At 71.9% G+C, this 24,705-nt stretch carries 22 protein-coding genes; 13 read left to right on the forward strand and 9 right to left on the reverse strand.

Features of this window, described 5'->3' with window-relative positions; translation table 11 throughout:
• Nucleotides 1-60 precede the first annotated feature (60 nt).
• The gene (locus tag ACRX5W_RS21585) at nt 61-921 is read right to left on the reverse strand and encodes an ADP-ribosylglycohydrolase family protein (protein ID WP_436790011.1); all 861 of its coding nucleotides are present in this window, start codon (nt 919-921) and stop codon (nt 61-63) included.
• A 475-nt stretch (nt 922-1,396) separates the two neighbouring features.
• On the opposite strand from ACRX5W_RS21585, the gene ACRX5W_RS21590 reads away from it, so the two are divergent.
• The 3 genes from ACRX5W_RS21590 to ACRX5W_RS21600 all read left to right on the forward strand — a co-directional run bounded on the left by ACRX5W_RS21590 (nt 1,397) and on the right by ACRX5W_RS21600 (nt 5,749).
• Nucleotides 1,397-3,802, forward strand: coding sequence for a putative bifunctional diguanylate cyclase/phosphodiesterase (locus ACRX5W_RS21590; RefSeq protein ID WP_436789879.1), 2,406 nt, complete (start codon nt 1,397-1,399; stop codon nt 3,800-3,802).
• 338 nt (nt 3,803-4,140) lie between these two features.
• Nucleotides 4,141-4,467, forward strand: coding sequence for a hypothetical protein (locus tag ACRX5W_RS21595; RefSeq protein WP_436789880.1), 327 nt, complete (start codon nt 4,141-4,143; stop codon nt 4,465-4,467).
• A gap of 46 nt (nt 4,468-4,513) precedes the next feature.
• Entirely contained in the window at nt 4,514-5,749 is a 1,236-nt protein-coding gene (locus ACRX5W_RS21600; protein WP_436789881.1) for a DUF6745 domain-containing protein, read from the forward strand.
• Here the strand turns inward: ACRX5W_RS21600 and ACRX5W_RS21605 are convergent.
• The 7 genes from ACRX5W_RS21605 to ACRX5W_RS21635 all read right to left on the reverse strand — a co-directional run bounded on the left by ACRX5W_RS21605 (nt 5,712) and on the right by ACRX5W_RS21635 (nt 13,245).
• Entirely contained in the window at nt 5,712-6,683 is a 972-nt protein-coding gene (locus ACRX5W_RS21605; protein WP_436789882.1) for an STM4011 family radical SAM protein, read from the reverse strand. The two genes, ACRX5W_RS21600 and ACRX5W_RS21605, sit on opposite strands and share 38 nt — an antisense overlap.
• Nucleotides 6,680-8,035 (reverse strand): STM4012 family radical SAM protein, encoded by a 1,356-nt coding sequence (locus ACRX5W_RS21610; RefSeq protein WP_436789883.1) that lies wholly within the window; start codon nt 8,033-8,035, stop codon nt 6,680-6,682. The genes ACRX5W_RS21605 and ACRX5W_RS21610 overlap by 4 nt, the downstream gene beginning before the upstream one ends.
• A 4-nt stretch (nt 8,036-8,039) precedes the next feature.
• A complete protein-coding gene (locus ACRX5W_RS21615; protein ID WP_436790012.1) occupies nt 8,040-8,849 on the reverse strand; it encodes an STM4013/SEN3800 family hydrolase in 810 nt (269 codons plus the stop codon).
• A 56-nt stretch (nt 8,850-8,905) separates the two neighbouring features.
• Nucleotides 8,906-10,054 (reverse strand): STM4014 family protein, encoded by a 1,149-nt coding sequence (locus ACRX5W_RS21620; protein ID WP_436789884.1) that lies wholly within the window; start codon nt 10,052-10,054, stop codon nt 8,906-8,908.
• Nucleotides 10,055-10,153: 99 nt separating this feature from the next.
• Complete coding sequence (locus ACRX5W_RS21625; RefSeq protein WP_436789885.1) at nt 10,154-11,140, reverse strand: STM4015 family protein; 987 nt, start codon at nt 11,138-11,140, stop codon at nt 10,154-10,156.
• Nucleotides 11,141-11,187: 47 nt separating this feature from the next.
• Complete coding sequence (locus ACRX5W_RS21630) at nt 11,188-12,210, reverse strand: STM4015 family protein (RefSeq protein WP_436789886.1); 1,023 nt, start codon at nt 12,208-12,210, stop codon at nt 11,188-11,190.
• A gap of 57 nt (nt 12,211-12,267) precedes the next feature.
• Complete coding sequence (locus ACRX5W_RS21635; RefSeq protein ID WP_436789887.1) at nt 12,268-13,245, reverse strand: STM4015 family protein; 978 nt, start codon at nt 13,243-13,245, stop codon at nt 12,268-12,270.
• Nucleotides 13,246-13,712: 467 nt separating this feature from the next.
• Here ACRX5W_RS21635 and ACRX5W_RS21640 point away from each other — a divergent pair, with 467 nt between their 5' ends.
• The 7 genes from ACRX5W_RS21640 to ACRX5W_RS21670 all read left to right on the forward strand — a co-directional run bounded on the left by ACRX5W_RS21640 (nt 13,713) and on the right by ACRX5W_RS21670 (nt 21,086).
• On the forward strand, nt 13,713-14,630 hold the full coding sequence (locus ACRX5W_RS21640) for an NUDIX hydrolase (RefSeq protein ID WP_436789888.1): 918 nt from the start codon (nt 13,713-13,715) through the stop codon (nt 14,628-14,630).
• Nucleotides 14,627-15,769, forward strand: coding sequence for a molecular chaperone DnaJ (locus ACRX5W_RS21645; protein ID WP_436789889.1), 1,143 nt, complete (start codon nt 14,627-14,629; stop codon nt 15,767-15,769). The genes ACRX5W_RS21640 and ACRX5W_RS21645 overlap by 4 nt, the downstream gene beginning before the upstream one ends.
• Nucleotides 15,770-15,907: 138 nt before the next feature.
• The gene (locus ACRX5W_RS21650) at nt 15,908-16,909 is read left to right on the forward strand and encodes a hypothetical protein (protein ID WP_436789890.1); all 1,002 of its coding nucleotides are present in this window, start codon (nt 15,908-15,910) and stop codon (nt 16,907-16,909) included.
• Entirely contained in the window at nt 16,906-18,246 is a 1,341-nt protein-coding gene (locus ACRX5W_RS21655) for an adenylosuccinate synthetase (RefSeq protein ID WP_436789891.1), read from the forward strand. Before ACRX5W_RS21650 ends, ACRX5W_RS21655 begins: the two co-directional genes overlap by 4 nt.
• A gap of 340 nt (nt 18,247-18,586) precedes the next feature.
• Complete coding sequence (locus tag ACRX5W_RS21660; protein WP_436790013.1) at nt 18,587-19,348, forward strand: electron transfer flavoprotein subunit beta/FixA family protein; 762 nt, start codon at nt 18,587-18,589, stop codon at nt 19,346-19,348.
• Nucleotides 19,349-19,413: 65 nt separating this feature from the next.
• Nucleotides 19,414-20,373 (forward strand): electron transfer flavoprotein subunit alpha/FixB family protein, encoded by a 960-nt coding sequence (locus ACRX5W_RS21665; protein ID WP_436789892.1) that lies wholly within the window; start codon nt 19,414-19,416, stop codon nt 20,371-20,373.
• A gap of 344 nt (nt 20,374-20,717) precedes the next feature.
• On the forward strand, nt 20,718-21,086 hold the full coding sequence (locus tag ACRX5W_RS21670) for a hypothetical protein (RefSeq protein ID WP_436789893.1): 369 nt from the start codon (nt 20,718-20,720) through the stop codon (nt 21,084-21,086).
• Here ACRX5W_RS21670 and ACRX5W_RS21675 read toward each other — a convergent pair.
• Nucleotides 21,049-22,068: an Lrp/AsnC family transcriptional regulator gene (locus ACRX5W_RS21675; protein WP_436789894.1), complete on the reverse strand. Its 1,020-nt coding sequence runs from the start codon at nt 22,066-22,068 to the stop codon at nt 21,049-21,051. The two genes, ACRX5W_RS21670 and ACRX5W_RS21675, sit on opposite strands and share 38 nt — an antisense overlap.
• A gap of 85 nt (nt 22,069-22,153) precedes the next feature.
• On the opposite strand from ACRX5W_RS21675, the gene ACRX5W_RS21680 reads away from it, so the two are divergent.
• The 3 genes from ACRX5W_RS21680 (at nt 22,154) to ACRX5W_RS21690 (ending at nt 24,705) form a co-directional block, all read left to right on the forward strand.
• Complete coding sequence (locus tag ACRX5W_RS21680) at nt 22,154-23,026, forward strand: VOC family protein (protein WP_436789895.1); 873 nt, start codon at nt 22,154-22,156, stop codon at nt 23,024-23,026.
• 32 nt (nt 23,027-23,058) lie between these two features.
• A complete protein-coding gene (locus tag ACRX5W_RS21685; RefSeq protein WP_436789896.1) occupies nt 23,059-23,472 on the forward strand; it encodes a DUF3291 domain-containing protein in 414 nt (137 codons plus the stop codon).
• 165 nt (nt 23,473-23,637) lie between these two features.
• On the forward strand, nt 23,638-24,705 hold the full coding sequence (locus ACRX5W_RS21690; RefSeq protein ID WP_436789897.1) for an ATP-binding cassette domain-containing protein: 1,068 nt from the start codon (nt 23,638-23,640) through the stop codon (nt 24,703-24,705).

The raw sequence follows: 24,705 nt of genomic DNA on the forward strand, positions 1-24,705 counted from the left end.
AACACACCCCCGCGGGGGCGGCCGTCGGATCGGCCGCCCCGGCGGTGGCACGTCGAAATCTCAGTCCAGGCCCCAGCGTTCGGCGAGTCGACCGTCGAGCCCGGCGAGGAACGCGCGGCCGTACGCCTCCGACTCCAGGCCCACCAGCAGCGGCTCGGGCACGTCGCGTTCGTATTCGCCGGACACCGAAGCCGCAGCGAGCGCGATGGTCGCCACGGTGTCCACATCGCCGGTGAACGCCACACAATCGGCGAGCAGTTCGCTCAGCTTCCGGCACCGCGCCAACGCCGTCACCGCGGCCCGCGCGCTGTGCATGCCGGGCGAGCCCACCTTCCCGCGCCACGGCTCGGTCCACCGGCCGTAGGGAGCGGGCGCGGGTACGTTCTCGGCGAGCCATCGCGGCAGGCCGGCCACCGGGCCCACCCGGTGGCGGCAATAGTGCACGGCGTACGCGGCGCCCAGCGCGGCGGCGACACCGCCCGGGGAGTCGTGCGTGATCTTGGCCTGAAGGGTCGTCAGGCGCCGTATCTCGCCGAGATCCGGGAGCAGCCCGAGCACCCCCGCGCGCATCGCCGCACCGCTTTTGTCGCTGCCGGGACGCAGCGTGGCCAGCAACTCCGCGCCGTCGTTCACCCGGTCGAGGACGGAGCGGAACCCCGAGGCGTAGCCGGCGCGCGGATCGCGGTGGTACGCGCGGACGAAGCGCTCGGCCAGGTCCTCGCGCGTGAGCGTCCCGCCGAGCAGCCACTCCGCGACGGCGACGCTCATCTGCGTGTCGTCGGTGTACCTGCCCGGCAGCACGTCCCGGTGCCTCGGATGCTGCACATAGCCGCTCAGTGTGTTGCCCCGGCGCACGAACTCCGGTGCGGCGTACTCGAACCCCGCACCATACGCATCGCCGATCGCCAGTTCGACCAACATGGCCACAAACCCCCAAATCGTCAGGGACGGCACCGGGTGACTGTCCCTCGCAGGAGTGATGCTCCTCGCGCCGGGCCGGAGTGCGAGACGATTCGCGCTCCCGGCGGATACCGTCGACCGTGATCACAGGTCAGTTGCCGCCCGCGGGTCAAGCCGATTCAGAGCATCGGCGGGCGGCCGGACCGGGATCGTCTGATCTTGCGGCGCGTGACCGCCCGGGGCGGCGGCGCACGGACACCGATCGAGAGTTCGACAGTTCGACCGAGAGGCGGGGGATCGTGGAACGACCGGTATGGGGGCCGACGGGGATCGAGACCTGCGCGCCGGGCGCGGCGCCGCGGGCAGGCGGCGCGATGCGTCGTCCGGCGAGCGCCGTGCACGGTGCCGCCGCCGACGCGCCGGGGCGTGCGGCGGCCCGCGAACGTGCCGTGCCACCGACCGCCGCCGCGAGCCGAGCGAAAGCGGGGAACCGGACATGAGTCCCCGCTCCGACGATGCCTCTCCCGGCGCCGGTGGCGCGGGGGCGGCGGGCCTCGGGGCGGGCGAGGCGGGGGCACCGACGGCGTTCACGCACGCCGGCGACGCCTCGGCGGCCACGGTCGAAGCGCCCCCGGCGGCGGACGTGCCCGCCACCGAGGCAGGCGACCCGCCTCGGCACGCACCACTGGGGGACACGCCCGACCGCTCGTCGGCAGGCGGCGGCGTGCACATGCCACCGCGACCCAAGGCTCCCCAAATCGCAGCCGCCAAGGACGAGTTCGCGCACCAGTGGGCAAAAACGGTCGAGAGCGTCGACCACGGCCCGCTGCCCGCCGATGAAATGCACGACCATCTCCGGGAGCTGACCGAACGCCTCGCGAACCTCCTGGATTCCGACCCGTTCCAGCCCAACGACGCCCGCGAGATCGGCGCCGCACTGGTGACGGCGCACCTGACCGGCACCGGCACACTCGAACGCTCCTTCGGCCTCATCGGCCACTGGTGGCCCCGGCTGCGCGAACACGCGTTCGCCCTCCGGCGCAACCCCGACGACTACCTCCTGCGCATCACCCAGGTCCAGGGCGCGTTCGCCGCCGGCTACGCCGAGGCACTGCGCAACCGCACTCTCGCCGAGCAGCGCGCCGTCCACGCGGCCGTGCTCGACGCGCGCGAACTGACCGAACAAGCCCTGCACACCAGCGAGGCGCGGTTCCGCGCGGTATTCGAGCAGTCCGGCCTCGGCATCGCGATCGCCGGCATCGACGGGGTGATCCTGGACGTCAACCCGGCCCTCGCCCAGATGTTCGGTGTGCCGACCGACGACCTGCCCGGACGCCGCATCCGCGACTTCATGCTCGCCGACGACCCGGCGCACATCCACGACTGGTACGCGGAGCTCGCCCGGGGCGCCCGCGAGCACTTCTCCGTCGAGAAGCGCTACCGCCGCGCCGACGGCGAGCCGCTGTGGACCCATCTGACGCTGTCCCTGGTACGCGACGCCTCCGGCGCCCCGCAATACCAGGTCGCGATGATGGAGGACGTCACCGACCGGCACCGGCTCTACACCCGGCTGCGCCACCAGGCCCAGCACGACCCGCTCACCGGCATGCCCAACCGCGCGCTGTTCTTCGAACGCCTCGAAAGTCTTTTCGGCAGGGCGGGCGACGGCGACCGCGTCGGCTTGTGCTACCTGGACCTGGACGGCTTCAAGGTCGTCAACGACAGTCTCGGCCACGACGTCGGAGACCAGTTGCTCATCGCGGTCGCGCGGCGGCTCGACGCGTACGTGTCGCGGGCGGGGCATCTGATGGCCCGCATGGGCGGCGACGAGTTCATGGTCCTTGTCGAACACGCGGCCGGCACCGGGCAGGTCGTCGCGCTCGCCGAGGGCATCCTCGCGGCGCTGCGCGAACCGTTCCGGATCCGCGGACACGACCTCACCGTCCGCGCGTCGATCGGCATCGTCGAGCGCCCGATCGCCGGCAGCGGCCCCGCCGACACCATGCGCGCCGCCGACATCACGCTGTACTGGGCCAAGTCCGAGGGCAAAGGCCGCTGGACGGTCTTCGACACCGAGCGCAACGACCGCGAAGTGGCCCGCTACACCCTGTCCGCCGAAATGCCGGCCGCCTTGCAGAACGGCGAATTCGACGTCGACTACCAGCCGTTGGTCGCACTCGCGGACAACTCGGTGCTCGGCGTCGAAGCGCTCGTACGCTGGCGCCACCCGCGCCAAGGGCTCATCGGACCCGACCGGTTCATCGGCCTCGCCGAGGAGACCGGCCTCATCGTGCCGCTCGGCATGTACGTGCTCGAACGCGCCTGCCGCGAGGCGCAGCGCTGGCGTGGCTACGGCCTGTCACGCGAGGCGGGAACGGCCCCGTTCATCAGCGTCAACCTTGCCGAACGCCAGTGCCACGACACAGGTTTGGTGCGCCACGTCCAACGGGTGCTGGCGGAGACCGGGCTTGAGCCGCACCGGTTGCAGTTCGAGCTGACCGAGTCGCAGATCATGGCGACCGACGGCGGCCCGCTGGAACGCCTGCGCGAACTCGCCGACATGGGCGTGCGCATCGCGATCGACGACTTCGGCACGGGCTACTCCAACCTCGCCTACCTGCGCCGGCTCCCGGTCTGCGAGCTCAAGATCGCCGGGTCGTTCGTCGAGGGCCTGCGCACCCTGGGCGACGCGGACCCCGTCGACGCCCGGATCGTCGCATCGCTCGTCGACCTCGCCCACGCGCTCGGGCTGACCGTCACCGCCGAGGGCATCGAAACCGCCGCCCAGGCCGAACGCCTGCGCGCGATCGGCTGCGACGCGGGCCAAGGCTGGTATTTCTCCCGCCCGGGCCCACCGGACCGCATCACGAGCTTGTTGGACGGCGTCCCGAAGGCCGGTTGACGGGGAGCGGATCCCCGCCGACTGGTGTGACGCAACGGACTCGCGGACAGGGGCGGGTCGGAGGGCGGGGCGCGGCGGTCCGTCACGCGGGCTTGCGGCCCTTCCAGGCTCACCCTCGCGGGGCCCAACGCACGGCACGGACGGCACGGACCCGCAGTTCGAGGCCTGTCCCACCGGCATGTGGCCCACAACGAAGCCGGGTGCCGTCCGCGACCACCCGGCCGCACGGCAGTACCTGTTCGTGGGCGGGGTGTCGGAGGGTCGTCGTAACGTGTTGCGCATCGGGGGGCGAGCTTCCCGGACCACCACCCAAGTCGGCGTTCTCGGAGGGGATTTCCATGTACCGCCAAGGCGACATCCTGCTGCTGCCGGTCGACGAGCACGCGGTGCCGGCGGGGGTGACGGGGCTCCCTGCGAAGCCGCGTGACAACCGCGGGCGGATCGTGCTCGCGCTCGGCGAGGTGACCGGCCACGCGCACGCGGTCGTCGGCTCCGGCACACTGTTCCTCGACCCGGAGCCGACCGTCATCGGCCACCTCAAGCTGGACGCGCCCACCCGGCTGGTCCACGAGGAGCACGACGCGATCTCGCTGCCCAAGGGCTGGTACCGCGTGGTCCGGCAGCGCGAGTACGTGCCCGGCGCCGTGCGCATCGTCGCCGACTGACCCGCCCGTCCCCCTCCCGAAACCGCCGATCCAGGAGCGCCGTTCCGTGACCACCCCGCAGGCCGCCGTCCACCCCGAGCTGACCCTCGCGCACCGGGCCCTGCTCGCCGACACCGCGGACGCGTGGTCCGCCGTCGCCGCCGCGACCGGCCCCGCCGACCGCGCCGAGGCCGAGGCGGGGATCCGGGACGCCTACCGGGCTGCCGGGCTGGTCGCCCCCGCCAAGATCCTGTGGTACGAATCCCCGCTTGCCGCAGCGGTCGCCGCCACCGTGATCTCCGGCTCCTACAAGCCGCAGGACCTCGCCGCGGTCGGCCTCCCGGTGCGGGCCCCCGCCGGCTCGCGGGCCGGGGCGTCCGTGCGCGACAAGATCCGCACCGCGACGTGGGAACGCGCCCGGGGCGAGGCCGCGTCGCTGCTCGGCCAGACCACGTGGGCGCAGGCCTGGCACGAGGTCGCCGAGCGCCTGTGGGCGCCGACCACCGGCCTGACCGCGCGGATCCGCGACGGCATCGAGGGCGCGGTCGAAGCCGCGGTCGGGGCCCGCACGGTGCCCACGCGTACGTCGAACCGGACGGGCCAGGGGAGTTCGTCGGTGCGCACGGTCGCGGCGGAGGCCCGTGCCGCGACGCTGGACGCGTTGGGCGGCCAGCACGACGCGGCGTGGCTCGCGGCGTTCGACGGGCTCCGCCACTGTTTCCCGGAGTTGGCCGCCTCCCCGGCGGCCGAGGCGCTGGACGCCGTCGCGCGGGTGGCCCGCTCGGCGGGATGGTGGTGGCCGTACGAAGGTGTCGTGCTGGTCGCGGAGCGCCCCACGACGCTGTTCCGGGACGAGAACGCGCGGCTGCACAGCGGTGAAGGCCCCGCTCTCGCGTTCCCCGACGGTTTCGCGCTGCACGCGTGGCGCGGCATGCCCATCCCCGCCGACTTCGTGACGGGCCTCGGACCGCAGGGCAGCGGACTGGACGTCAACCGCATCCGCAACGAGGACAACGCCGAGCTGCGCCGCGTGATGCTGGAGATCTACGGCTACGACCGCTACCTCTCCGAGGTCGGTGCGCGTCCGCTGCACCGCGACGCGACCGGCGTGCTGTGGCGCATCGACCTGCCCGGCGACGAGCCGATCGTGATGGTCGAGGTGCTGAACTCCACGCCGGAGCCCGACGGTACGACGCGCACCTACTGGCTTCGCGTGCCGCCGAGGACCCGCACCGCGCGGGAGGGCGTCGCCTGGACGTTCGGCCTCACCGAAGCCGAGTACCAGCCGGCCCGGGAGACGTGACCCGGGAGCTGAGCCGAGACGTGACCCGGCGGCTGTTCGGTGATGTGAACGCGGCCGGGATGCGTTCGAGAACGCCGCCCGCGAACACGTCGTACAGCGGGAGCGACGTCAAGTGGACGTATCCGATGTGGCAGTCGCACTCCTGCTTCGGGCACGGCGGGGTCGGGGCCAGCGCCGTGCGGAACGAGCCGTCGTAGAGGTTGCCCAGCACCTCCGGCACGAAGTGGCAGCGCCGGACGGTCCCTTCGCCGTCGACGCTGATGACGGTGTCGCCCGTGCGGCACGCGACGCCGTGCGACGGGTGCGGGTCCCGGCTGAACCCGAAGTGCGGGTCCAGGGCGGCCCACGCGGCGGCCTCGTCGTCGGTGTAGGTGCGGCCCTCCGCCGCGTTCACCCACAGGTACACGCCCTCGGGCAGTTCGTCGCGCAACCGCCGTGCGGCAGACAGGTGTTCGGGAAGCCCGACGATCCCCACACTGAACCGCACACCGCGTTCTCGCAGGTCGCGGCAGCGGCCGAGAAAGCGGGCGTACGGCACCTGGTCGGGGTGGTAAGTCGCCCACAGCGCCAGCGTGTCGAGGTCGGCCGCCGCGGTCCAGTCCGGCCGCGCGCTGAGATTGGTCTGGATCGCGACGCGCTCGACGTGCGGCAGGCGGCTGAGTTCGGCCAGCGTACGGCGGTACCAACTGCGCACCAGCCCTTCGCCCCACGGCGTGAACAACACCGACACGCGCTCCGGCGCGTCCGCCACCCACCCGGCGAAGCGCTCCAACGCGGCCCGGTCCGCCCGCAGTTGCTCCGCCGTGTCGCGGCGCTTGGCGAACGGGCAGTAGCCGCAGTCGTAATCGCACGAGGCGAGGGGCCCCCGGTACAGGATCGTCAGGCTCCCGGCCGCGTCCCGGCGGTCGGCGAGGAGCGGAACCAGCGCGGTCATCGGGGCCGGTAGCCATCCATCAGCGTCGCGGTGTCGGCTGAGAACAGCGCGGGGCCGACGGCGTCCGACCACGACAGTCCGTCGTCGGTCAGGCGGATGTCGGGTTCCCCGGCGCCGACCGTCAGCAGGCCGGCGTCGGCGAGCGGCGCCAGTTCGGCGGCGAAGTCCGCGGCGGCGTCCGTGCCGAAGCGGGCGCGGTAGTCGGCGGCGTCGAGGCCGTCGGCCTGGAGCAGCGACGTGAGCAGATGCCGTCGCCGCTGTTCGGCGGCGTCCAGCCGGTAACCCACGCGGGCGCGGGAGAAGGCTTCCTGATCGAGCGTCACATACTCGTCGATGATGGCCCGTATCTCGCCGATGCCGACCGCGTAGTCGAACGAGTAGTGCAGGTCCGAGGTGTACGACCGGGCGCCGCAGCCGAGCCCGACCATGCCGTCGCGCTGGCAGCTGTACCCGGTGTCGGCGTCGCGCGGGGCGTCGCAGCGGCGGAACATGCGCATGGAGACCTGCTCGTACCCCGCCGCGCGCAGGTGGTCGCGGCCCGCGCGGTACAGCGCGAGGCGGTCGGCGTCCCAGTCGGCGCGCGTCACGGCCCGGCGGCCGAGGCCGGTCAACGGCCGCACGTACAGCGGGTAGAGGTAGATCTCCTCGGGCCGCCAGGCCAGGGCCGCGTCGATCGAGGCGAGCCAACTCGCCCGCGTCTGCCCGTCGATGCCGTAGATGAGATCGATGTTGAGCGTGGGTATCGCAGTGTCGCGGATCGCCGCGAGCGCCGCCTCGACCTCGGCGCGGCGCTGCGGGCGGCCGGCCGCGCGCGCCTCCGTGTCGTCGAACGACTGGACGCCGATGCTGACCCGCGTGGTGCCGTGCGCGGCGAGCACCGCCAGGCGGTCCGGGGTCGCGGTCGCCGGCGACGTCTCCACGGACACCGGGATCGCCGGGAAATCCGCGCCCATCACCTCCCGGCCGACCGCGAACAGCCTTTCGAGCTCGGCCGCTTCGAGGTACGTGGGCGTCCCTCCGCCGATCGCGCCGACCGCGAAGCGCGCATCCGGCAGAGCCTCGCGCACCGCCCGCGCCTGGCGTTCGAGCGCGCCCAGATAGCGGTCGACCAGCTCGGCCGGAGCTCCCGTACGCGTGAACAGATTGCAGAACCCGCACCGCATCTCGCAGAACGGAACGTGCAGGTAGAGGAAGAGCGCGGAGGTGTCCTGGCCCGCCCATACCTCGCGCAGCGCGGGAGCGGGTGACAGCGGCCGGTACGCGGTCTTGTGCGGATAGGAGTAGACGTACCCGGCGTATGGCGACCCGAGCCCGCCGGACGCCGGCGCACTCACGGAGAGCGATGCGGTCACGCCGTCACCATTCGCCTTGGTTGAGCATGAACTGTGCGTACGGCACCGTCCACACGACTTCGTGCCCGATCCGGTGCCCCGAGTAACCGCCTTCGCCGTACGCCGTGCCGTGGTCGGACGTGACGATCGTGAAGCACGGGCGGCGGCTGCTCATCGCGCGGAACAGGCGGCCGATGTGCCGGTCGACGTATTCCAGCGCGGCGGCGTGTGTGGCGCGCGTGTCGCCGTCGGCGGCCGTGGCGCCGGGCGTGTGGAACCAGTTGGGCTGGTGCAGGGCCGCGACGTTGACGAGCAGGAACAGCTTCTGGTCGGTGTCGAGCGCGCCGACCACGCGTTCCGCGCGGGCGACCTGCGCCTCGAACGAAATGGGCGAGGTGACCCCGAGCTCCGGGTCCCAGTGGCTCTCGGCGAACATCCCCGGCAGCACCGAGCCGAGCGCGCCCTGCTTGTTGAAGAAGCCGACTCCGCCGATGCACGCCGTGTGGTAGCCCGCGCGGGCGAGGCCCGAGGGCAGATCCGCTTCCTCGAAGACCCACGTGCGCGGCGCGGTCGTCTCGCTGCCGCCGAACCGCGCCGCGAACAGCCGGGGATGCGGGCCGGGGCCGAGCGGTGTGGGCAGGAATCCGGCGAGGAACGCGGTGTGCGCCGCGAACGTGAAGCTCCCGGGGGTGTGCCGCGCCTCCCAGCGTCCGTCCGGCAGCACCCGGGCCAGGTTGGGCAGCTTGCCGGCGGCGGCGAGCTCGGCGGCGACGTCGTAGCGCAGCGTGTCGAGCGTGACCATGAGCAGGTCGTACCGGCCGACGACCTCGTTCATGTCGGGGCCGTCGCCGTCCCAGCCGTGGTCGCCGTAGTTCGGCGGGAGGGGCGTCGTCATGTCGGGCACGGCAGTTGTTCCTCGTCTGATACGGCTTGTACCGCCGGACACCGGGGTCCGTGCGGGCACCATCCATCCACGCAGCCTTGTCCCAGGGCCCGGACCTGTTCCCCCCACGTGTCCCGTCCCCGGTGGAGCACGCCCGGCAGCAGGTCCCCGAACGCGTTGACCTCGCCGACGGCGTGGCGGCGGCGGTCCACCGAGAAAAGCAGATCGACGCCGACGTGCAGAGTACGGGGAAAACACCGGGCCGTGCGCACACACGTCGCCATTGCCGCCCGCCACGCGTCCTCGCCGACCGCGCCGCGGACCGCGTCGACGTCGACGCGGGCGTTGCCCAGATGCAGATTCGTCATCGGCGAACGGCTGCCGCGCGCGACCACGTGGGTGGCCTGGCCGGCGACGACCAGCACCCGCAGGTCGACGGCGAGATCGCCGAGGGTGAGCTTCGGCAGCCACACCTCGACGTGCACGCCGTCCGGGTACAGTGCGTCGACGATCGCGGAGACTTCGGATTCGTCGCGGTATTTACGGATGCGCAGCGAATTGTAGAGCTCGGTGCCCTTCGCGGTGCGCACCAACTCGACCGACGTGGTTGCTTGCACGCGCGGCCCCGCGGTCTCCAGCGCGACGACCCCCGACGCGGACGACCCGTGCACGGGCTTCACGAAGACCCTCGGCCGACGCATCTGGCGCATCACGTCCCGCAGTTCGGCGTACGACCGGATCCCCGACACCGGTCCGACCCGGGCCGGGACCGGGATCCCCGCCGCGTCGAGGACCGCGTGCGCGCGCGCTTTGTCGAACATGACGGCGATGTCGTCGGGGTCGTTCACCAGCCACGCCCCCGGCGACGCCGCCACCGCCCGCCGGACGCGCGCCAACGCGTCCAGGAACGCCGCATGCCGCGCGGCCCCGCCCTCGACCCGGTGCGGGTCGGCCGGACCGCCGAGAAGTGCGTGCACGGCCGGATCCTCGCCGGGCGAGTCGATCCGCACCGGCCCGGCGCCGAACACCGGCTCGGTGCCGCGCAGCACGTCCGCCCACGCGACGACGCGCGGCGGCGGCAGCCCGGCGGCGACGGCCGCGGCGGAGAAGCCGGTTACGCGCCGGTGGCCGGGGTTTCCGACGACGGTGATCTGCACGGGAAGGGTCGACCTTTCAGGGGTGCCGAATCCGGAATCGCTGGGGTGTTTCGGAGGGGTTCGGGTGATTCGGGGTGCCGACGGGCGGGTGCCCGGGCGCTACTCCGCCACCGCGATGTAGCGCCCCCATTCCCGGACTTCGCACGGTTCGGACAGGTCCACGTCGACGCCCGAGGGCACCAGAGCGTCGCGCAGCCGCTCCCGCATCGGCTCGCTGATGAAGTGGTGGTGCAGGTCGAGCCGCTTCAGGTGGGTGAGCGGCTGGCCGTTCAGCAGCGCCTCCGCGCCTTCGTCGCCCAACGCCCCCATGGACAGGTCGAGTTCGGTCAGCCGCTCGACGACCGGGGCACCGGCGACAGCGGCGGCGACCGCGTCCTGGACCGCGCTGTCGCGCAGTCCGAGATGCGTCAGCAGCGGCAGCCCGATTCCGGACAGGATGCCCGCGAGTGGGTCGGTGTCGCCGATGCCTCCGTAGTTCGGGGTGCCCAGCATCGCGCTGAGCCGGCGCAGCGCGGGAAACTCGCTCGCGCCGACGGCGGCCGGCACAGCGGCGGGCAGCCCGCCGCTGTGGAACTCCAGGCTGCGAAGGGCTTCGTGGCGGGTCGGCTCGAATCCGGGCGCGCCTTTGACCTCAAGGGTCTCCAGCGCCGGGAAGGCTTCGAGCACCGGCGTGACGTCTCCCGGGTCGATCCAGGAGATCTCGTCCTCCTCCCGGGATATGTCCCCGATGTAGAGGTGGCGCAGCATCGGGAAGCGGTCGGCGGACGCGCACAGAAGCTGCTGCGGCAGGATCTCGTAGTCCTCGTAGCTGGGTCCCCAGGAGCCGATGATCAGCGCGCGGATGCGCGTGGTGTCGACGATCTTCAAGAACCGCTCGAAGTGCGCGGGGAAGTCCTCGGCGTTCTCCGCGCTGTCCTCGTGGTAGACGCGCATGCGCCAGGCGACCGCGTCGGCGGTCGGGAGGCCGTCCTCGGGGCGGACGGCCGCGGGATCGGCGTGCCAGTCGTACTCCAGTTCGCCGATCGGGAGGAGGCTCGCGACCGGCAGCCCGGCGAAGGTCGTCAGCAGGTCGTGGGTGTGGCTCATGGGTGTCGCCTTGTCGGAGTCGTGTGGTCGGGGCCGCGCGAGCAGGGCTATTCGGACACTTCGATGTACCGCCCGTCCACCTCATCGTCGTCGTCGCCCCAGTCGTCCCGCTCCTCCGGCTCGGACAGGTCGACGTCCGTGCCGGACCCGGCGAGCGCGCGGCGCAGGCGCTCGGCCATCGGGTCGGTGACGAAGTGGTGGTGGACCCGCAGTTTCCTCAGGTGGCCGAGCGGTTGGCCGCCGAGCAGCGCCTCGACGCCGACATCGCTGAGGACACCCATCGACAGGTCGAGCGTCTCCAGCCGCGACACGACCGCGGCGCCCGCCAGCGCTTCGGCGATCTCGTCCTGCAACTCGCTGTTCATCAGCCCGAGGTGACGCAGTCTCGGAAGCCGGCGGCCGACGAAGATGTCGTCGAGGTCGTCGAGGGTGGCGTCGCCGCCGTAGTTCTCGGTGCCCAGCCACAGTTCGAGGTGTTCGAGGGCGGGCAGGTCGCTGAGCGCGACCGCCTGGGCGGCCCGCCCGGACAGGCCGCCGCTCTCGATGCGCAGGCGGCGCAGGCGTTCGTGCCGGACGGGGGCCGGTCCCGTGCCGGGCTCGGACGACATGGAGCAGCCGCGCATGCCCAGCTCCTCCAACTGCGGGAACCCTTCAAGGATTCGGGTCATCGAGGGAAGCGAGAGCCAGGAGATCTCCGACTCCTCGGAGAGGATGTCACCGGTGAACAGGGCGCGCAGGGATGGGAACCGGTCGGCGTCGGCGATCAGGCGGTCGAGGAGCGGGTTGTCGCCCGACATGTCGTCGTCCCAGGCCCCGAGGACGATCGCGGTCACGCTCGCGCAGTCGACGTGGTCCCGGAAGTGCTCGTACACCTCGTCGAGGTTCGTGCGCTCCCACATGACGCGCCGCAGCCGCCACGCGACGGCGTCGGCGGCACGTTCGTACGGCGCGATGCCCCACGTGGTCTCGCCGGATCGGCGTCGGCGACTCGTTCGTGCGGAGCTTTGCTCGTGGCCGGGCGGGCGCAGGTCGGCGACGGGCAGTCCGCCGAAGTGCGTGAGCTGTTGCATGGGGGTGCGGTCCTGTCCTGGTGGTCGATGAGGTGGCAAGTGCGCTACGACGCGGGTCTACTCGCTGACGGCGACGTAGCGCCCCCACTGCCCGCCCACGTTGCGGTCTTTGGTGATCACCTCCACACCGGCGAGGTCCGTCCGCAGGCGTTCGGCGACCGCTTCGGAGATGAAATTGTGCTCCAGGTTCAGCGCGGACAAGTGCCCCAACGGCTGCCCGGACAACAGTGCTTCGGCGCCTTCGTCACCGAATGTGCCCAGCGACAGGTCGAGTTCGCGAAGGCGTGCGACGATCGGGGCGCCGGCCAGCAGCGCCGCGAGCTCGTCGGCGAACTCGCAGTTCCTCAGACCGAGTCGAGACAGGGAAGGCAGGCCGCGATTGCTGCGCAGCAGCGCCTCGGCGTCCTCGACGGTCGCGGTGCAGCCGTAGTCCTCCGGGCCGAACCACACGTCCAGCGTGTGCAGTTCGGGGAACTGTGAGGCGGCCAGGGACTGGAGGACCCGCCCGGACAGGCCGCTGCCCACGAACTCCAGATGCCGCAGCGCGGTGTGGCCGACGGGATCCAGACGCGCGTGGCTGCCTTGGACGACGAGTGTCTCCAGCGCGGGGAAGGCGGCCAACAGCGGTGTGACGTCCCCTTGTTGGATCCAGGAGATCTCGCACTCCTCCGGCGTGATGTCGCCTACGTACAGGTGGCGCAGCGACGGGAACCGGTCGGCGGCGTCGCACAGCAGCCCGATGGGCACATCCGCCGTGGTCCCGCTGTCGCCCCACTGACCGATGACGACGGCGGTCACGCGTGTCGTGTCGACGGTGTCGAGGAAGCGGCCGAACAGATGGGGGAACTCCTCGGCTTCCCGGCCCCACACGACGGTCCGCAGGGCCCAGGCCACCTGGTCGGGTTCGGGCGGCTCGCGCCGCGCGTCGGCCCGGGCGGCGGCGTTCTCGGCTCTGGTGGCCTTGCGGCGTGTCGGCGCCGGAAGGTGGGCGACCGGAAGTCCGCCGAACTCGTCCGCGTGGTCGTGGATGTCCATGCGGCATTGCCTACCAGAGCCCGCCGACGGACGGGCAGGCACCCGGCACCGGTCCATGCGACGAGCCGCAGAGTTCCGACATCGCCCGCGGTCCGGTCGTGTTCGGTTTGTCCGGCGTTCTTTGTGCGCGGGTCTTGCGGTGCGGTGGCGGGCTCCCGGTGTCACCCGCGCGTCGCCCGCGGTCCGGGCGTGTTCGGCTCGTTCGGCGTTCTTTGTGCGGGTCCGTGCGGTGCGGTGACGGGCTTCGGGTGTCGCCCGGGCGTCGCCCGCGCTCATGTCGTGTTCGGCTCGTTCGGCGCTCCCTCCGCGCTCTGTCCCGTCCTCCGCCTCGCGCCCCCCAAGCTTCCGGGCGAGGGAAAACCCTGTCGCCCTTGTCCGTTCGGCCGTGTAAGTTCTCCCTCGGCTCCGGATATTCTCATGTAGAGAACAACTGCGGGGCGAACAAACGGACAGGTGGGAAACCGGAGATGACGACGATCGGGCAACCGGACAGCGAGAGCGAGCGCGCGTGGCTCGCCGCGTATGACCCGCGCGCCTTCACGCCGATCGCGGTGACCGTCGACGTCGTCGCCCTGACCATCCGTCAGCGTCCGGACGGCAGCGGCAAGTCGCTGCACGTGCTCACCATCCGGCGCGGAGCGATGCCGTTCGCCGGCTGCCGCGCGCTGCCCGGCGGGTTCGTCCGCGCCGCCGAGAACGAAGACCTCGACCAGGCGGCTGTCCGCGAACTCGCCGAGGAGACCGGCCTGCTGGTGCTCCGACCGGAAGGACCCGCCGGTACCCGCGGCCCCCGCCACGACGACGACGGGCACGTGTCCCCGGCGCCCATCGCGCACTTCGGCTCGGACGAGCTGCTCGGCGGCCTGCACGCGCCCGCGTTCCCGCGCCTGCACCTCGAACAACTCGGCACCTACGGCGCACCCGGCCGCGACCCGCGTATGCGCGTCGTGTCGGTCGCCTACCTGGCGTTCGCCCCCGACCTGCCCGAGGCGACCGCGGGCGGCGACGCCGCGGCGGCCTCGTGGATCCCGGTGGACGCCCTCGACCCGGCCGAACTCGCCTTCGACCACGCGCGCATCCTCGCCCACGGCTTGGAACGCGCTCGCGCCAAACTCGAATACACCCCCCTCGCGACGGCGTTCGCCGGACCCGAGTTCACGATCACCGAACTGCGCGAGGTGTACGAGGCGGTGTGGGGCGAACCCCTGCACGCCGGCAACTTCCACCGCAAGGTGCTGTCGGTCCCCGGCTTCGTCGAGGACACCGACACCACCACCGCCCGCGGCGGCGCCCGCGGTGGCCGACGCGCCCGGCTCTACCGAGCGGGCGGCGCGCGGCTGCTGCACCCGGCGTTGCTGCGTCCGTCACGGGAGGAAAACCAGTGACAGGCACGCCCGGCACCACGACACCGGCGATCCCGAAGACTCTGGAGGAGGCCCTCGACCTGGTCGGCGGGGCCGAGGCCCCCGAAGACCTGTTCGGGCCGTACGACGGCACCCCCGAGGCGTGCCTGCGGTCCGGCGGGCGCATGTACCGCGCGTTCGCCCGTCTGCTGCACCCGGACATGGTCCCCGAGGGCCGCAAGGCCGCCGCGCAGGCGGTGTTCACCCGGCTGTCCGAGCTGTGGCTGCGCTACCAGCAGACCATCACCGGGGTGACGGGCCGTCAGGTGGTCATCACGACACGCAAACGCGCCTACTCGGTCGGCGTCGAACGCGCGCGCGGCGACATCGCCGCGCTGTACAAGGTCACCTACGCCGCCCCCGACGGATCGGAAGTCCGCGCGCTGCTCAAGATGCCGCGCTCGGTCGCCGACAACGACCTGATGGAGCGCGAGGCGACCGCGCTGGCCCGGATCGCACGCGAAGGCGACCGCAAGTACGCGGCGTACGTCCCCGGCCTCGTCGAGGCGTTCCGGCACCGCGACGCCGACAGCGGCAGCGAGCGCCGCGCCAATGTCATCGAACGCGTGCGCGGATTCGTCTCGCTCGCCGAAGTGCGCGAGGCGTACCCCGACGGCCTCGACGCGCGCGACGTCGCCTGGATGTGGCGCCGACTCCTGGTCGCCCTCGGCTACGCGCACCGCGCCGGCGTCGTGCACGGCGCGGTCGTCCCCGACCACGTCCTGATCCACCCGCAGCAGCACGGTCTCGTCCTGGTCGACTGGTGCTACGCCACGCTGATGGAGCGCGGCCCGGACGACCGGTACACCGCGGGGAACGAGCACGTGCCCGCGATGCTCGACCGGTACGCCGCCATGTATCCGCCGGAGATCCCCGGCAAGCAGCCGCCGGACCAGTCGGCGGACATCTTCATGGCGACGCACTGCATGACCTACCTCCTGAACGCGGAAGCCCCCAAACCGCTGCTGCGCTTCGCCCGGGGCTGCACCCTGCCGGCACCCCAGCGCCGCCCCCACGACGCATGGCAACTCCTTCGCGAACTCGACGACTTGCTCGGGCGCCTGTACGGCCCGCGCCGCTTCCGCCCGTTCACCATGCCGGGCCGGCGCAAAAACGCCTGACGGAACCCCAGGCCGCCCCCGGACCGGCAGCGGCCACGGACCGCACCCCCACGCCCCGCAACGCCCACTCACCATCCCGGGCGTTCGGGGCCCCGAACTCACCGTCCCGCATCACCGATTCCCTCCCGGAGGACCCCCATGGGAAGCGGCAACTGGTCCACCAACGTCTATGACGCCGCCCAGAGCTACAACGCCCGAACCGGCCGCAGCGCGTTCGAGTACAGCCGCAAGGCGCACACCAGCGTGCCGCGCGCGAAGTGGAAGGCGCACGCCGACCTCGACCCGCACGGCGTCACCGCCCGCGAGAGCCGCGACAGCGACGAACACCCCACCTCGCTGGCGATCTCCGTGCTCTTCGACGTCACCGGCTCGATGCGCTCGGTGCCCGTCACCCTCCAGACCAAGCTGCCCGAGCTGTTCGGCCTGCTGCTCCGCAAGGGCTACGTCGACCACCCGCAGATCCTCTTCGGCGCGGTCGGCGACGCCACATGCGACAAAGTCCCTTTGCAGGTCGGTCAGTTCGAGTCCGACAACCGCATGGACGACCAGCTCGGCAACATCCTGCTGGAAGGCGGCGGAGGCGGCCAGAAGACCGAATCGTACGAACTGGCCATGTACTTCATGGCCCGCCACACCGAACTCGACTGTCTCGACAAGCGCGGCAAGCGCGGCTATCTGTTCCTCATCGGCGACGAGATGCCCTACGGCCGCGTCAAGCGCCGCGAGGTCGAGGCCGTGATCGGCGACAAACTCGGCGAGGACATCCCCATCGAGGCGATCGTCGCCGAACTCCAGCGCAAATACGAGGTCTACTACATCCTCCCGGCCGGCTCCTCCTACGTCGGCGACACCGAAGTGCTCGGCCGCTGGCGCGAACTGCTCCGGCAGAATGTCATCGAGCTCGACGACCTCGACGCCGTCTGCGAGACCATCGCGGTCACCATCGGCCTGGCCGAGGACGCCATCGACCTCGACGAGGGCCTGGGCCACCTCAAGGACGTCGGCGCCGTCGACAGCCAGGTGGGCTCGGTCTCGCGCGCGCTGTCCGCGTACGCCCAGGGCCGTTCCGGAGCGCTCGCCACCACGCAGGCGCTCCCGGGCCTGGACGACGGCGACAACTCCGGCACGACGCGTCTGTGACGTCCGGGAACACAAGCGCGGCCTCCGGTGCCCTTGCCGAACACGTCGCCGTGGTCGACCTCGGCTACGGCGACGCCGGCAAGGGCACGGTCGTCGCCCACCTGTGCGAGCGCGCGCACCGCACCGGCCGCCCGGTGCGCGCGGTCGTCCGCTTCAACGGCGGTGCCCAGGCCGCCCACAACGTCGTCACCGACGACGGCAGGCACCACACGTTCGCCCAGTTCGGCGCCGGGACGTTCACCCCCGGCGTGGCCACCCACCTGTCGCGCTTCATGCTCGTCGACCCGCTCGCCCTGGCCGCCGAGGCGGACCACCTCGCGGCGGTCGGCGTCCCGGACGCGCTCGAACGGCTGACCGTCGACGGCGACGCGCTGCTCACCACCCCCTACCACGCCGCCGCGAACCGGGCCCGCGAACGCGCGCGCGGCGCCGACCGCCACGGCTCGTGCGGCATGGGCGTCGGAGAGACAGCGGCCTTCGCGCTCGCCCACCCCCGGCTCGCCCCGCGCGCGGCCGACACGCGCAGCCCCGCGTCGCTGCGCCGAAAACTGGCAGCCGTCCGCGACGCGCTCACCGCGGAGCTCGGCGACCTCGGCGCGCCGCCCGTGGACGACTGCGCGTCCGTCTTCGCCGCCTTCGGCGCGGCGGTGCGCATCGTCGACGGCACCTTCCTGCGCACCCTGCTGCGCGCTGGCCCGCTGGTGTTCGAGGGCGCGCAAGGCGTGCTCCTCGACGAGTGGCACGGCTTCCACCCCTATACGACGTGGTCCACCACGACGTTCGCGGGCGCCGACACGCTGCTTGCGGATGCCGGTGCCTCCGGAGCCGTCCGCGTCGGCGTTGTGCGCACCTACACACCTCGCCACGGGCCGGGCCCGCTCGTCACCGAGGACGCGGGCCTGGCCGCCGCGCTGCCCGACCCGCACAACGGGACGGGGGAGTGGCAGGGGGCGTTCCGAACCGGCCATTTCGACGCCGTCGCGCACCGGTACGCCGTGGACGTCTGCGGCGGGGTCGACGCGATCGCGCTGACCCATGCCGACGCCCCGGGGCGTTACCCGCTGCGGGTGTGCGAGGCGTACGCCGTCGACGGCGAGCACGTCACCGCCCTGCCGGTCGGCCCCCGGGGCGACCTCGGCCGGCAGGCCAGGCTGACCGCGCGCCTGCTGCGCGCGCGGCCCGTACTCGGCCCGGTCGTCGACCCCGGCGCGTGGCCGGAAACAGTCGTGAAAGTGCTCGGCCGCCCCGTGACGTTGGTCTCGTCCGGTCCGCGCACGGGAGACAAGAATGATCAGGTAGTATTACCGTTCGGTAACAATCGGTCACGGGTGGGTTGAGTCGGGGAACGGTACCCTCGACTGGGAATTGACGGACCGTCACATCATCCGATGTGTCGGATCGTTTCCCGCGTACGCGCGCGTGAAAGGCATCAGGGGACCGACATCGCAGGACTGGAGGGCCGGACACGGAGCCGGAGCCGTCACGTCCGGGCGGGAGGTCGTACAAGGCCCCATCGGCGCGGATGCAATGATGCCGGAGTGATCGAACACCCCGGCGGCGAGCACGCGTGCCAGGGGTGGGGCCATAGCGGCGTCTTCGGACGGGCATGACACCCTCGGACCGGCACCTGGGTGACCGGACGACCACAGGAGAACTGTTGTGAAAATCGTTGTCTGCGTGAAGTATGTGCCCGACGCCACCGCGGACCGCGGGTTCAACGAGGACGGCACCACCGACCGCGAGTCGGTCGACTCGCTCCTCTCCGAGCTCGACGAGTACGCGATCGAGCAGGCGCTGCAGATCGTCGAGTCGGGTGTCGAGGCCGAGATCACGTATCTCACGGTCGGCCCGGACGACGCCAAGGAAGCGCTGCGCAAGGCCCTGGCGATGGGCGGCGACAAGGCGATCCACGTCAACGACGACGACATCGCGGGCACCGACGCGCTGGGCACCTCCCTGATCCTGGCCAAGGCCATCGAGCAGGCCGGGTTCGACCTGGTCGTGTGCGGCATGGCGTCGACCGACGCGACGATGGGCGTGGTCCCGGCGATGCTCGCCGAGCGCCTGGGCGTCCCGCAGGTGACGATCCTGGACGAGGTCAAGGTCGAGGGCGGCACCGTCAAGGGCCGCCGCGAGGGCGACACCGCCACCGAGCAGGTCGAGGCGTCCCTGCCCGCGGTCATCTCGGTCACCGACCGCACCGGCGAGGCCCGGTTCCCGTCCTTCAAGGGCATCATGGCGGCGAAGAAGAAGCCGCTGGAGGAGAAGGACCTCGACGACCTGGGCATCGACTCGGACCTGGTCGGCCTGTCCGCCGCGTGGTCGGTCGTCGACGCCGCCACCGCGCGCCCGCCGCGCTCCAAGGGCGAGGTCGTCACGGACGAGGGTGAGGGCGGCGTGCAGCTGGCCGGGTTCCTCGCCGCGAAGAAGTTCATCTGAGTCGGGCAGCACCGGACCTTTCCATTCGAGATTTCCGGGCTACACCGGACAAGGAGTGACGAATCATGGCTGAGATCCTCGTTCTGGTCGACCACGTCGACGGAGCCGTACGCAAGCCGACCCTGGAACTGCTGACCCTGGCCCGCCGCATCGGCGAGCCGTCGGCGGTGTTCCTGGGCAAGGGCGCCGACGCCGCCACCGAGACCCTGGGCCGCTTCGGCGCGCAGAAGGTGTACGTCGTCGACGCCGCCGAGGTCGACGACTACCTCGTGGTGCCCAAGGCTGACGCGCTCGCGCAGATCGCGCAGACCACCTCGCCGGCCGCGATCCTGGTGCCGTCGTCCAACGACGGCCGCGAGGTCGGCGCGCGCGTCGCCGTCCGCCTGGAGTCGGGTCTGATCACCGACGCGGTCGACGTCGTCGCGGGCGAGAACGGCCCCGAGACCGAGCAGTCGGTGTTCGCCGCGACCTACCAGGTCCGCGCGCACGTCACCAAGGGCACCCCGGTCATCACGGTCAAGCCGAACGCCGCCACCCCCGAGGAGGCCCCGGCCACCCCCGCGGTCGAGTCCGTCTCGGTGACCTTCTCGGCCGCCGCGACCGGCACCAAGGTCGTCTCCCGCTCCCCGCGTGAGAAGTCCGACCGCCCCGAGCTGACCGAGGCCGACATCGTCGTCTCCGGCGGACGCGGCGTGAACGGCGCGGAGAACTTCCACGTCATCGAGTCCCTCGCCGACGCCCTCGGCGCGGCCGTCGGCGCGTCCCGCGCCGCGGTGGACGCGGGCTGGTACCCGCACAGCCACCAGGTCGGCCAGACCGGCACCCAGGTCTCCCCGCAGCTCTACATCGCCGCCGGCATCTCCGGCGCGATCCAGCACCGCGCGGGCATGCAGACCTCCAAGACGATCGTCGCGATCAACAAGGACGAGGACGCCCCGATCTTCGACCTCGTCGACTACGGCGTCGTCGGCGACCTGTTCAAGGTCCTCCCGCAGCTCGAAGAAGAGATCAACAAGCGCAAGTGACCCGTGCGCACGCGGCGTTCCCCACCCGGGTGACGCCGCGTGCGGCGACCGCCACAGCCCCCGGCCCCCGGACAAGGGAACTCCCGGGGGCTGCACGCGTTTCCGGGAGCCGTGACGTGGCCGACGCGCCCGCCCTCGTCGTCGTGCGCGGGAGAGAGCCGAATGCCCGTCCGGTGCCCGGCTGTTGTCTGTGACCGGCAGCGGAACGTGGCGGCCGGCGCAGTCATCGCGCTGGTCGCGGAGACGCACACGGCCCCGCCGCCCCACGCGAGACCGATGTGAGACGCGCGATATTCCGCGCCGACCCGCTCTGCGGGGCCGGACCCGTGTTCTAGGGTGGCGCGGTGATATTTCCCGTCATCGCCTGCTTCGGCGCCCTCGCCGTCCTGACGCTGATCGCCGCGGCGACGGGCTATCGCGGCCTGGTGTGCGACGCCGAGCGCGGCTACCCGGTCCCCGCACACGTCGCGAGCGATCCGCGCCTGGCCGAACGCGCCAACCAGAGTGTCGCCTTCTGGTGCACCGGCGCGTCCGTGCTCAGCGTCGCGCCGCTCTTCCTGCTGGTGCCCATGCTCGCGGACGACACCGCGCAGACGCTCACCACGTCGTCCCTGGCCGTCCTCGCGACCTACGGCCTCGCGCTGGTAGCCCTCGGGCGCATGCCGTTCGCCCTGATCAAGCGCTACCCGGCAGTCGGCGCGACGTCCCGCTGAGACCGGGCCCGCTCAGGTTTGCGTTCGCTGCGGGGGCCCGGCGTTTGGCGTAGCTGTCCACCGGCGTGGTCTCCAGGCGCTCGATGCCTTCCAGCGCGCGGATGCGCTCGGTGAGGTAGGTGTGCAGGGCTCCGGCATCGCGGCAGATCGCGATGGCCACGACGTTGTGCGTTCCGGTGATCGTGGCGACGAATGCCGTCTCGGTGTCCGTGGTCAGGGCTTCGGTGACGTCGGAGAGCCGGGACGGGGTGACGGTCAGCCACAGCAGGCACTGCACGGTGAAGCCGAACAGCCGGGGGTCGACCTCGACGTCGAATTGCAGGGCACGTGAGCGGCGCAGTTCGTCCAACCGGCGCCGAACGGCGGACTCGGACCACCCGACGTGCCGGGCGAGTTCGGGCAGGGCGGCTCGTCCGTGGGCGGCCAGCGCGGGGAGCAGTTGCCGGTCCAACGCGGTCAGCGCCACGCGCCTGCCGGCGGTATCCGGGGGCCACGACGGTCGAAGCGCGCTGACCTCGTCCGCGGTCAGAGCCGATGTCCGGCCGCGCCACCGCCGGTGCCGCATGACCGGGTGCAGGAGCCGGTACGCGTCGACGCCGGCAAGCGGCCAGTCACGCCCCAGCGTGTCCAAGGGGGCCGAGCCGCCGTGGGAAACGAGAAAGAGGCACACGATCTCGGTGCCGCCGGCCGCGACCGTCACCCACGCGGTGTCGGGGCGCCGCGCAAGCGCCCGCGCGACCGGCGCGGCGTCGGCGGGCAGCACGCGAAACCGCACCAGCCATTCCGCGTGGCCGACCGCCTCACTGAGCGTCACACCGACCACGCGCGCGAGCCCGGCCGCGCTGAGCCTGCCGTAGCGGCGTGCCACCGTGCGGTCGGAGACCCCGAGGACCTCGGCGATCCGCGAGAAGGGAGCGCGTCCGTCGATTTGCAGGGCGTGCAGCAGTCGCACGTCGAGTGCGTCAAGCGTGACCGAATCCACCCCTTGAGCGTAGAGCGGTGTCGGATTCCGCCGCGACGGCGGTCGCTTCGCACGCGCTCCGGCAGCGCCGTGCAGCATCGCCTCCATGGGAAACGACATCCACGGCATTCACCACACCGGCATCCTCACCCGCGACCTGGACGGGCTCGAACAGGCTTACCTGGACCTGGGGTTCACGCTCAGTCCCCGTTCGCGGCACCTGCTGGCCGGTGCGCCCGGCGAGGCCCCGACCCCGGGGTGCACCGCGAACCGCTGTGCGCTGTTCGGCGGCTCGTACATCGAACTCCTCGGCATCGTCGACGAGTCCGCGCCCGACCCGTGGCACACGAAGGCGATGGCCGACGAATACGAGGGGTTCCGGCTGTTCAACCTGGAGACCGACGACGCCGAGGCCGCGGACGCACGGCTCACCGCCGCAGGGCTGCGCACCTCCGGCGTGCTGGGGCTCGAACGGGACGTCGACACTGAGGAAGGCCCGCGCACCGTACGCGCCCGCGCGGTCCACCTGGACCCCCGCGCGACCCCCGAGGGGTACGTGGGAATCGCGCAGCACCTGACTCGGCAGTACGTCCACCAGCCTCGCTATCTGCGGCACCCCAACACCGCTCAGGGCTTGGCGGCCGTGCTGGTCGTCGCGGACGACGGCGACTTCGACGCGATCGTCCACCGGTACGGCACCCTCTTGCAGGCCACGCCCGAACCCGAGGGGCCGATCACGGTTGTGGACGCCGCCACCGCACGTCTCGAATTCGTCCGCGCTTCCGACGCCGACAAGGTGCTCCCCGACGAACCCGGCCCGGCGGCGTCCTACTTCGCTGCCATGACCGTGCTCGTGGACGATCTCGCCACCGCGCGACGCTGCGCCGAGGAGGCGGCGATCGAGACTCGGAGCACCCCCGGTGGATTCTTCGTCTCCGCCCGCGACGCCCACACGGGCTTGTTCTTCACCGCTCGCTGACCGCACCCCGTCAAGAAAAGGAGTCCGCCGCCGTGCCGAAACTCGGCTGGATTACTCCCCACCCCGCTCCCGAACACGGACGCGTCCTGGTCATGGCGTCGCGCTTCGAACTGACGTCCCGCAGGCATGTCCCGGCCTTCCTGGCTCGGTCACTGGCCTCGTGGAAGCAGGTCAAGGCGGCCCCCGGAGCGTACGGCGCCGCCCTGGACGCCCAGCCGCTCCGGGCGGTGTTCTGGACGCTGTCCGCGTGGCATGACCGCGAGAGTTTGTACCGATACGCCAAAACCGACCCGCATGGCGATGCGGTCCGGGCCATGCGGCCGATGATGCGGAGTTTCACGCACGTCTTCTGGGAGACCGACGCCGGGGGCCTGCCGATCGGCTGGGACGAGGCCAAACGGCGCCTCGCCGTGCAACAAGGCACCGGCGAGACCCCACCGCACTAGTTTCGCCACGGCGTTCCCGCTGCCGCTCGACACGCTCGACGGGGAGCAGCGCGGGGTGCAGGGTCCTCGATTTCGTACGCCGTACGGTTGCCACTCCGTACGGCGTACCGTACGCTGTACGGAGATGGACGCCGTACAGCGTACTTGGTTTGGGAGGACGCCCCTGTGACACCCGCGACAACGGCCCCCGCGCCGACGCGGCCGAGCCTTGGTACCGCCGCGATCCGCGCCGAGGCACTGCGCAAGGAATACCGAGGTGCGCCCGCGCTCGACGGGTTCGACCTTGAGGTGCCGCGCGGCACCGTGCACGGCCTGCTCGGCCCGAACGGTGCCGGCAAGACCACCGCCGTGCGCATCCTGTCGACACTGCTGCGCGCCGACGGCGGCCGCGCCGAGGTCGCCGGCTTCGACGTGGCCCGCGATCCGGCCGAGGTGCGGGTACGCATCGGGCTGCTCGGCCAGCACGCCGCCGTCGACGAGGTGCTCGACGGGCGGCAGAACCTGGAGATGTTCGGGCGGCTGTACCACCTGGGTGCCCGCACCGCCCGGGCGCGCGCCGCCGAGCTGCTGGACCGCTTCGGCCTCGCGGACACCGGCACCAAGCCGGTCTCCGGATACTCGGGCGGCATGCGGCGGCGGCTCGACATGGCGGCGAGCATGATCCTGGCGCCGCAGGTGATGTTCCTCGACGAGCCGACCACCGGCCTGGACCCGCGGGCCCGTACTGAAGTGTGGGAGGCCGTACGGGACTTGGTCGCGGGCGGCACGACGGTGCTGTTGACCACGCAGTACCTGGAGGAGGCGGACCGGCTCGCCGACGCGATCACGGTGGTGGACCACGGGCGGGTGATCGCGCGCGGCACGCCCGACGAGCTGAAGGCCCGACTCGGCGGCGACCGCATCGACGTCGTGGTCACAGAGGACGCTCAACTTGCCGTAGTGGCACAGCTGTTGGAGCGAGTCTGCGGGGCGCCCGCGGAACCGGACGCGGAGGCACGGCGGATCGGCGTCCCCGTACGCGAACGCGTGGCGTCCCTCACCGCCGTGGTCACCGCGCTGCGCGACGCGGGCCTCGACGTGGACGACATCGTGCTGCGGCGGCCGACCCTCGATGAGGTGTTCGTCGACCTGACCGGCGGCGGGCGGGATGTCACCGAGGAACGTGACCCGGGCTCCGAAGCCGCTGCGGACATAACCGGCCGCCGTACCGCGAACCAGGAGGTGGACGCGTGA

Source organism: Yinghuangia sp. YIM S10712 (assembly GCF_051388935.1).
In the GTDB taxonomy this organism is placed as follows: Bacteria; Actinomycetota; Actinomycetes; order Streptomycetales; family Streptomycetaceae; genus Yinghuangia.

What these genes read in the sequence shown, in the direction of transcription:
- ACRX5W_RS21585 (WP_436790011.1), bottom strand. Translation starts at nt 921, where the DNA reads ATGTTGGTCGAACTGGCGATCGGCGATGCGTATGGTGCGGGGTTCGAG.
- ACRX5W_RS21590 (WP_436789879.1), top strand. Translation starts at nt 1,397, where the DNA reads ATGAGTCCCCGCTCCGACGATGCCTCTCCCGGCGCCGGTGGCGCGGGG.
- ACRX5W_RS21595 (WP_436789880.1), top strand. Translation starts at nt 4,141, where the DNA reads ATGTACCGCCAAGGCGACATCCTGCTGCTGCCGGTCGACGAGCACGCG.
- ACRX5W_RS21605 (WP_436789882.1), bottom strand. Translation starts at nt 6,683, where the DNA reads ATGACCGCGCTGGTTCCGCTCCTCGCCGACCGCCGGGACGCGGCCGGG.
- ACRX5W_RS21615 (WP_436790012.1), bottom strand. Translation starts at nt 8,849, where the DNA reads ATGAACGAGGTCGTCGGCCGGTACGACCTGCTCATGGTCACGCTCGAC.
- ACRX5W_RS21625 (WP_436789885.1), bottom strand. Translation starts at nt 11,140, where the DNA reads ATGAGCCACACCCACGACCTGCTGACGACCTTCGCCGGGCTGCCGGTC.
- ACRX5W_RS21630 (WP_436789886.1), bottom strand. Translation starts at nt 12,210, where the DNA reads ATGCAACAGCTCACGCACTTCGGCGGACTGCCCGTCGCCGACCTGCGC.
- ACRX5W_RS21635 (WP_436789887.1), bottom strand. Translation starts at nt 13,245, where the DNA reads ATGGACATCCACGACCACGCGGACGAGTTCGGCGGACTTCCGGTCGCC.
- ACRX5W_RS21640 (WP_436789888.1), top strand. Translation starts at nt 13,713, where the DNA reads ATGACGACGATCGGGCAACCGGACAGCGAGAGCGAGCGCGCGTGGCTC.
- ACRX5W_RS21650 (WP_436789890.1), top strand. Translation starts at nt 15,908, where the DNA reads ATGGGAAGCGGCAACTGGTCCACCAACGTCTATGACGCCGCCCAGAGC.
- ACRX5W_RS21665 (WP_436789892.1), top strand. Translation starts at nt 19,414, where the DNA reads ATGGCTGAGATCCTCGTTCTGGTCGACCACGTCGACGGAGCCGTACGC.
- ACRX5W_RS21680 (WP_436789895.1), top strand. Translation starts at nt 22,154, where the DNA reads ATGGGAAACGACATCCACGGCATTCACCACACCGGCATCCTCACCCGC.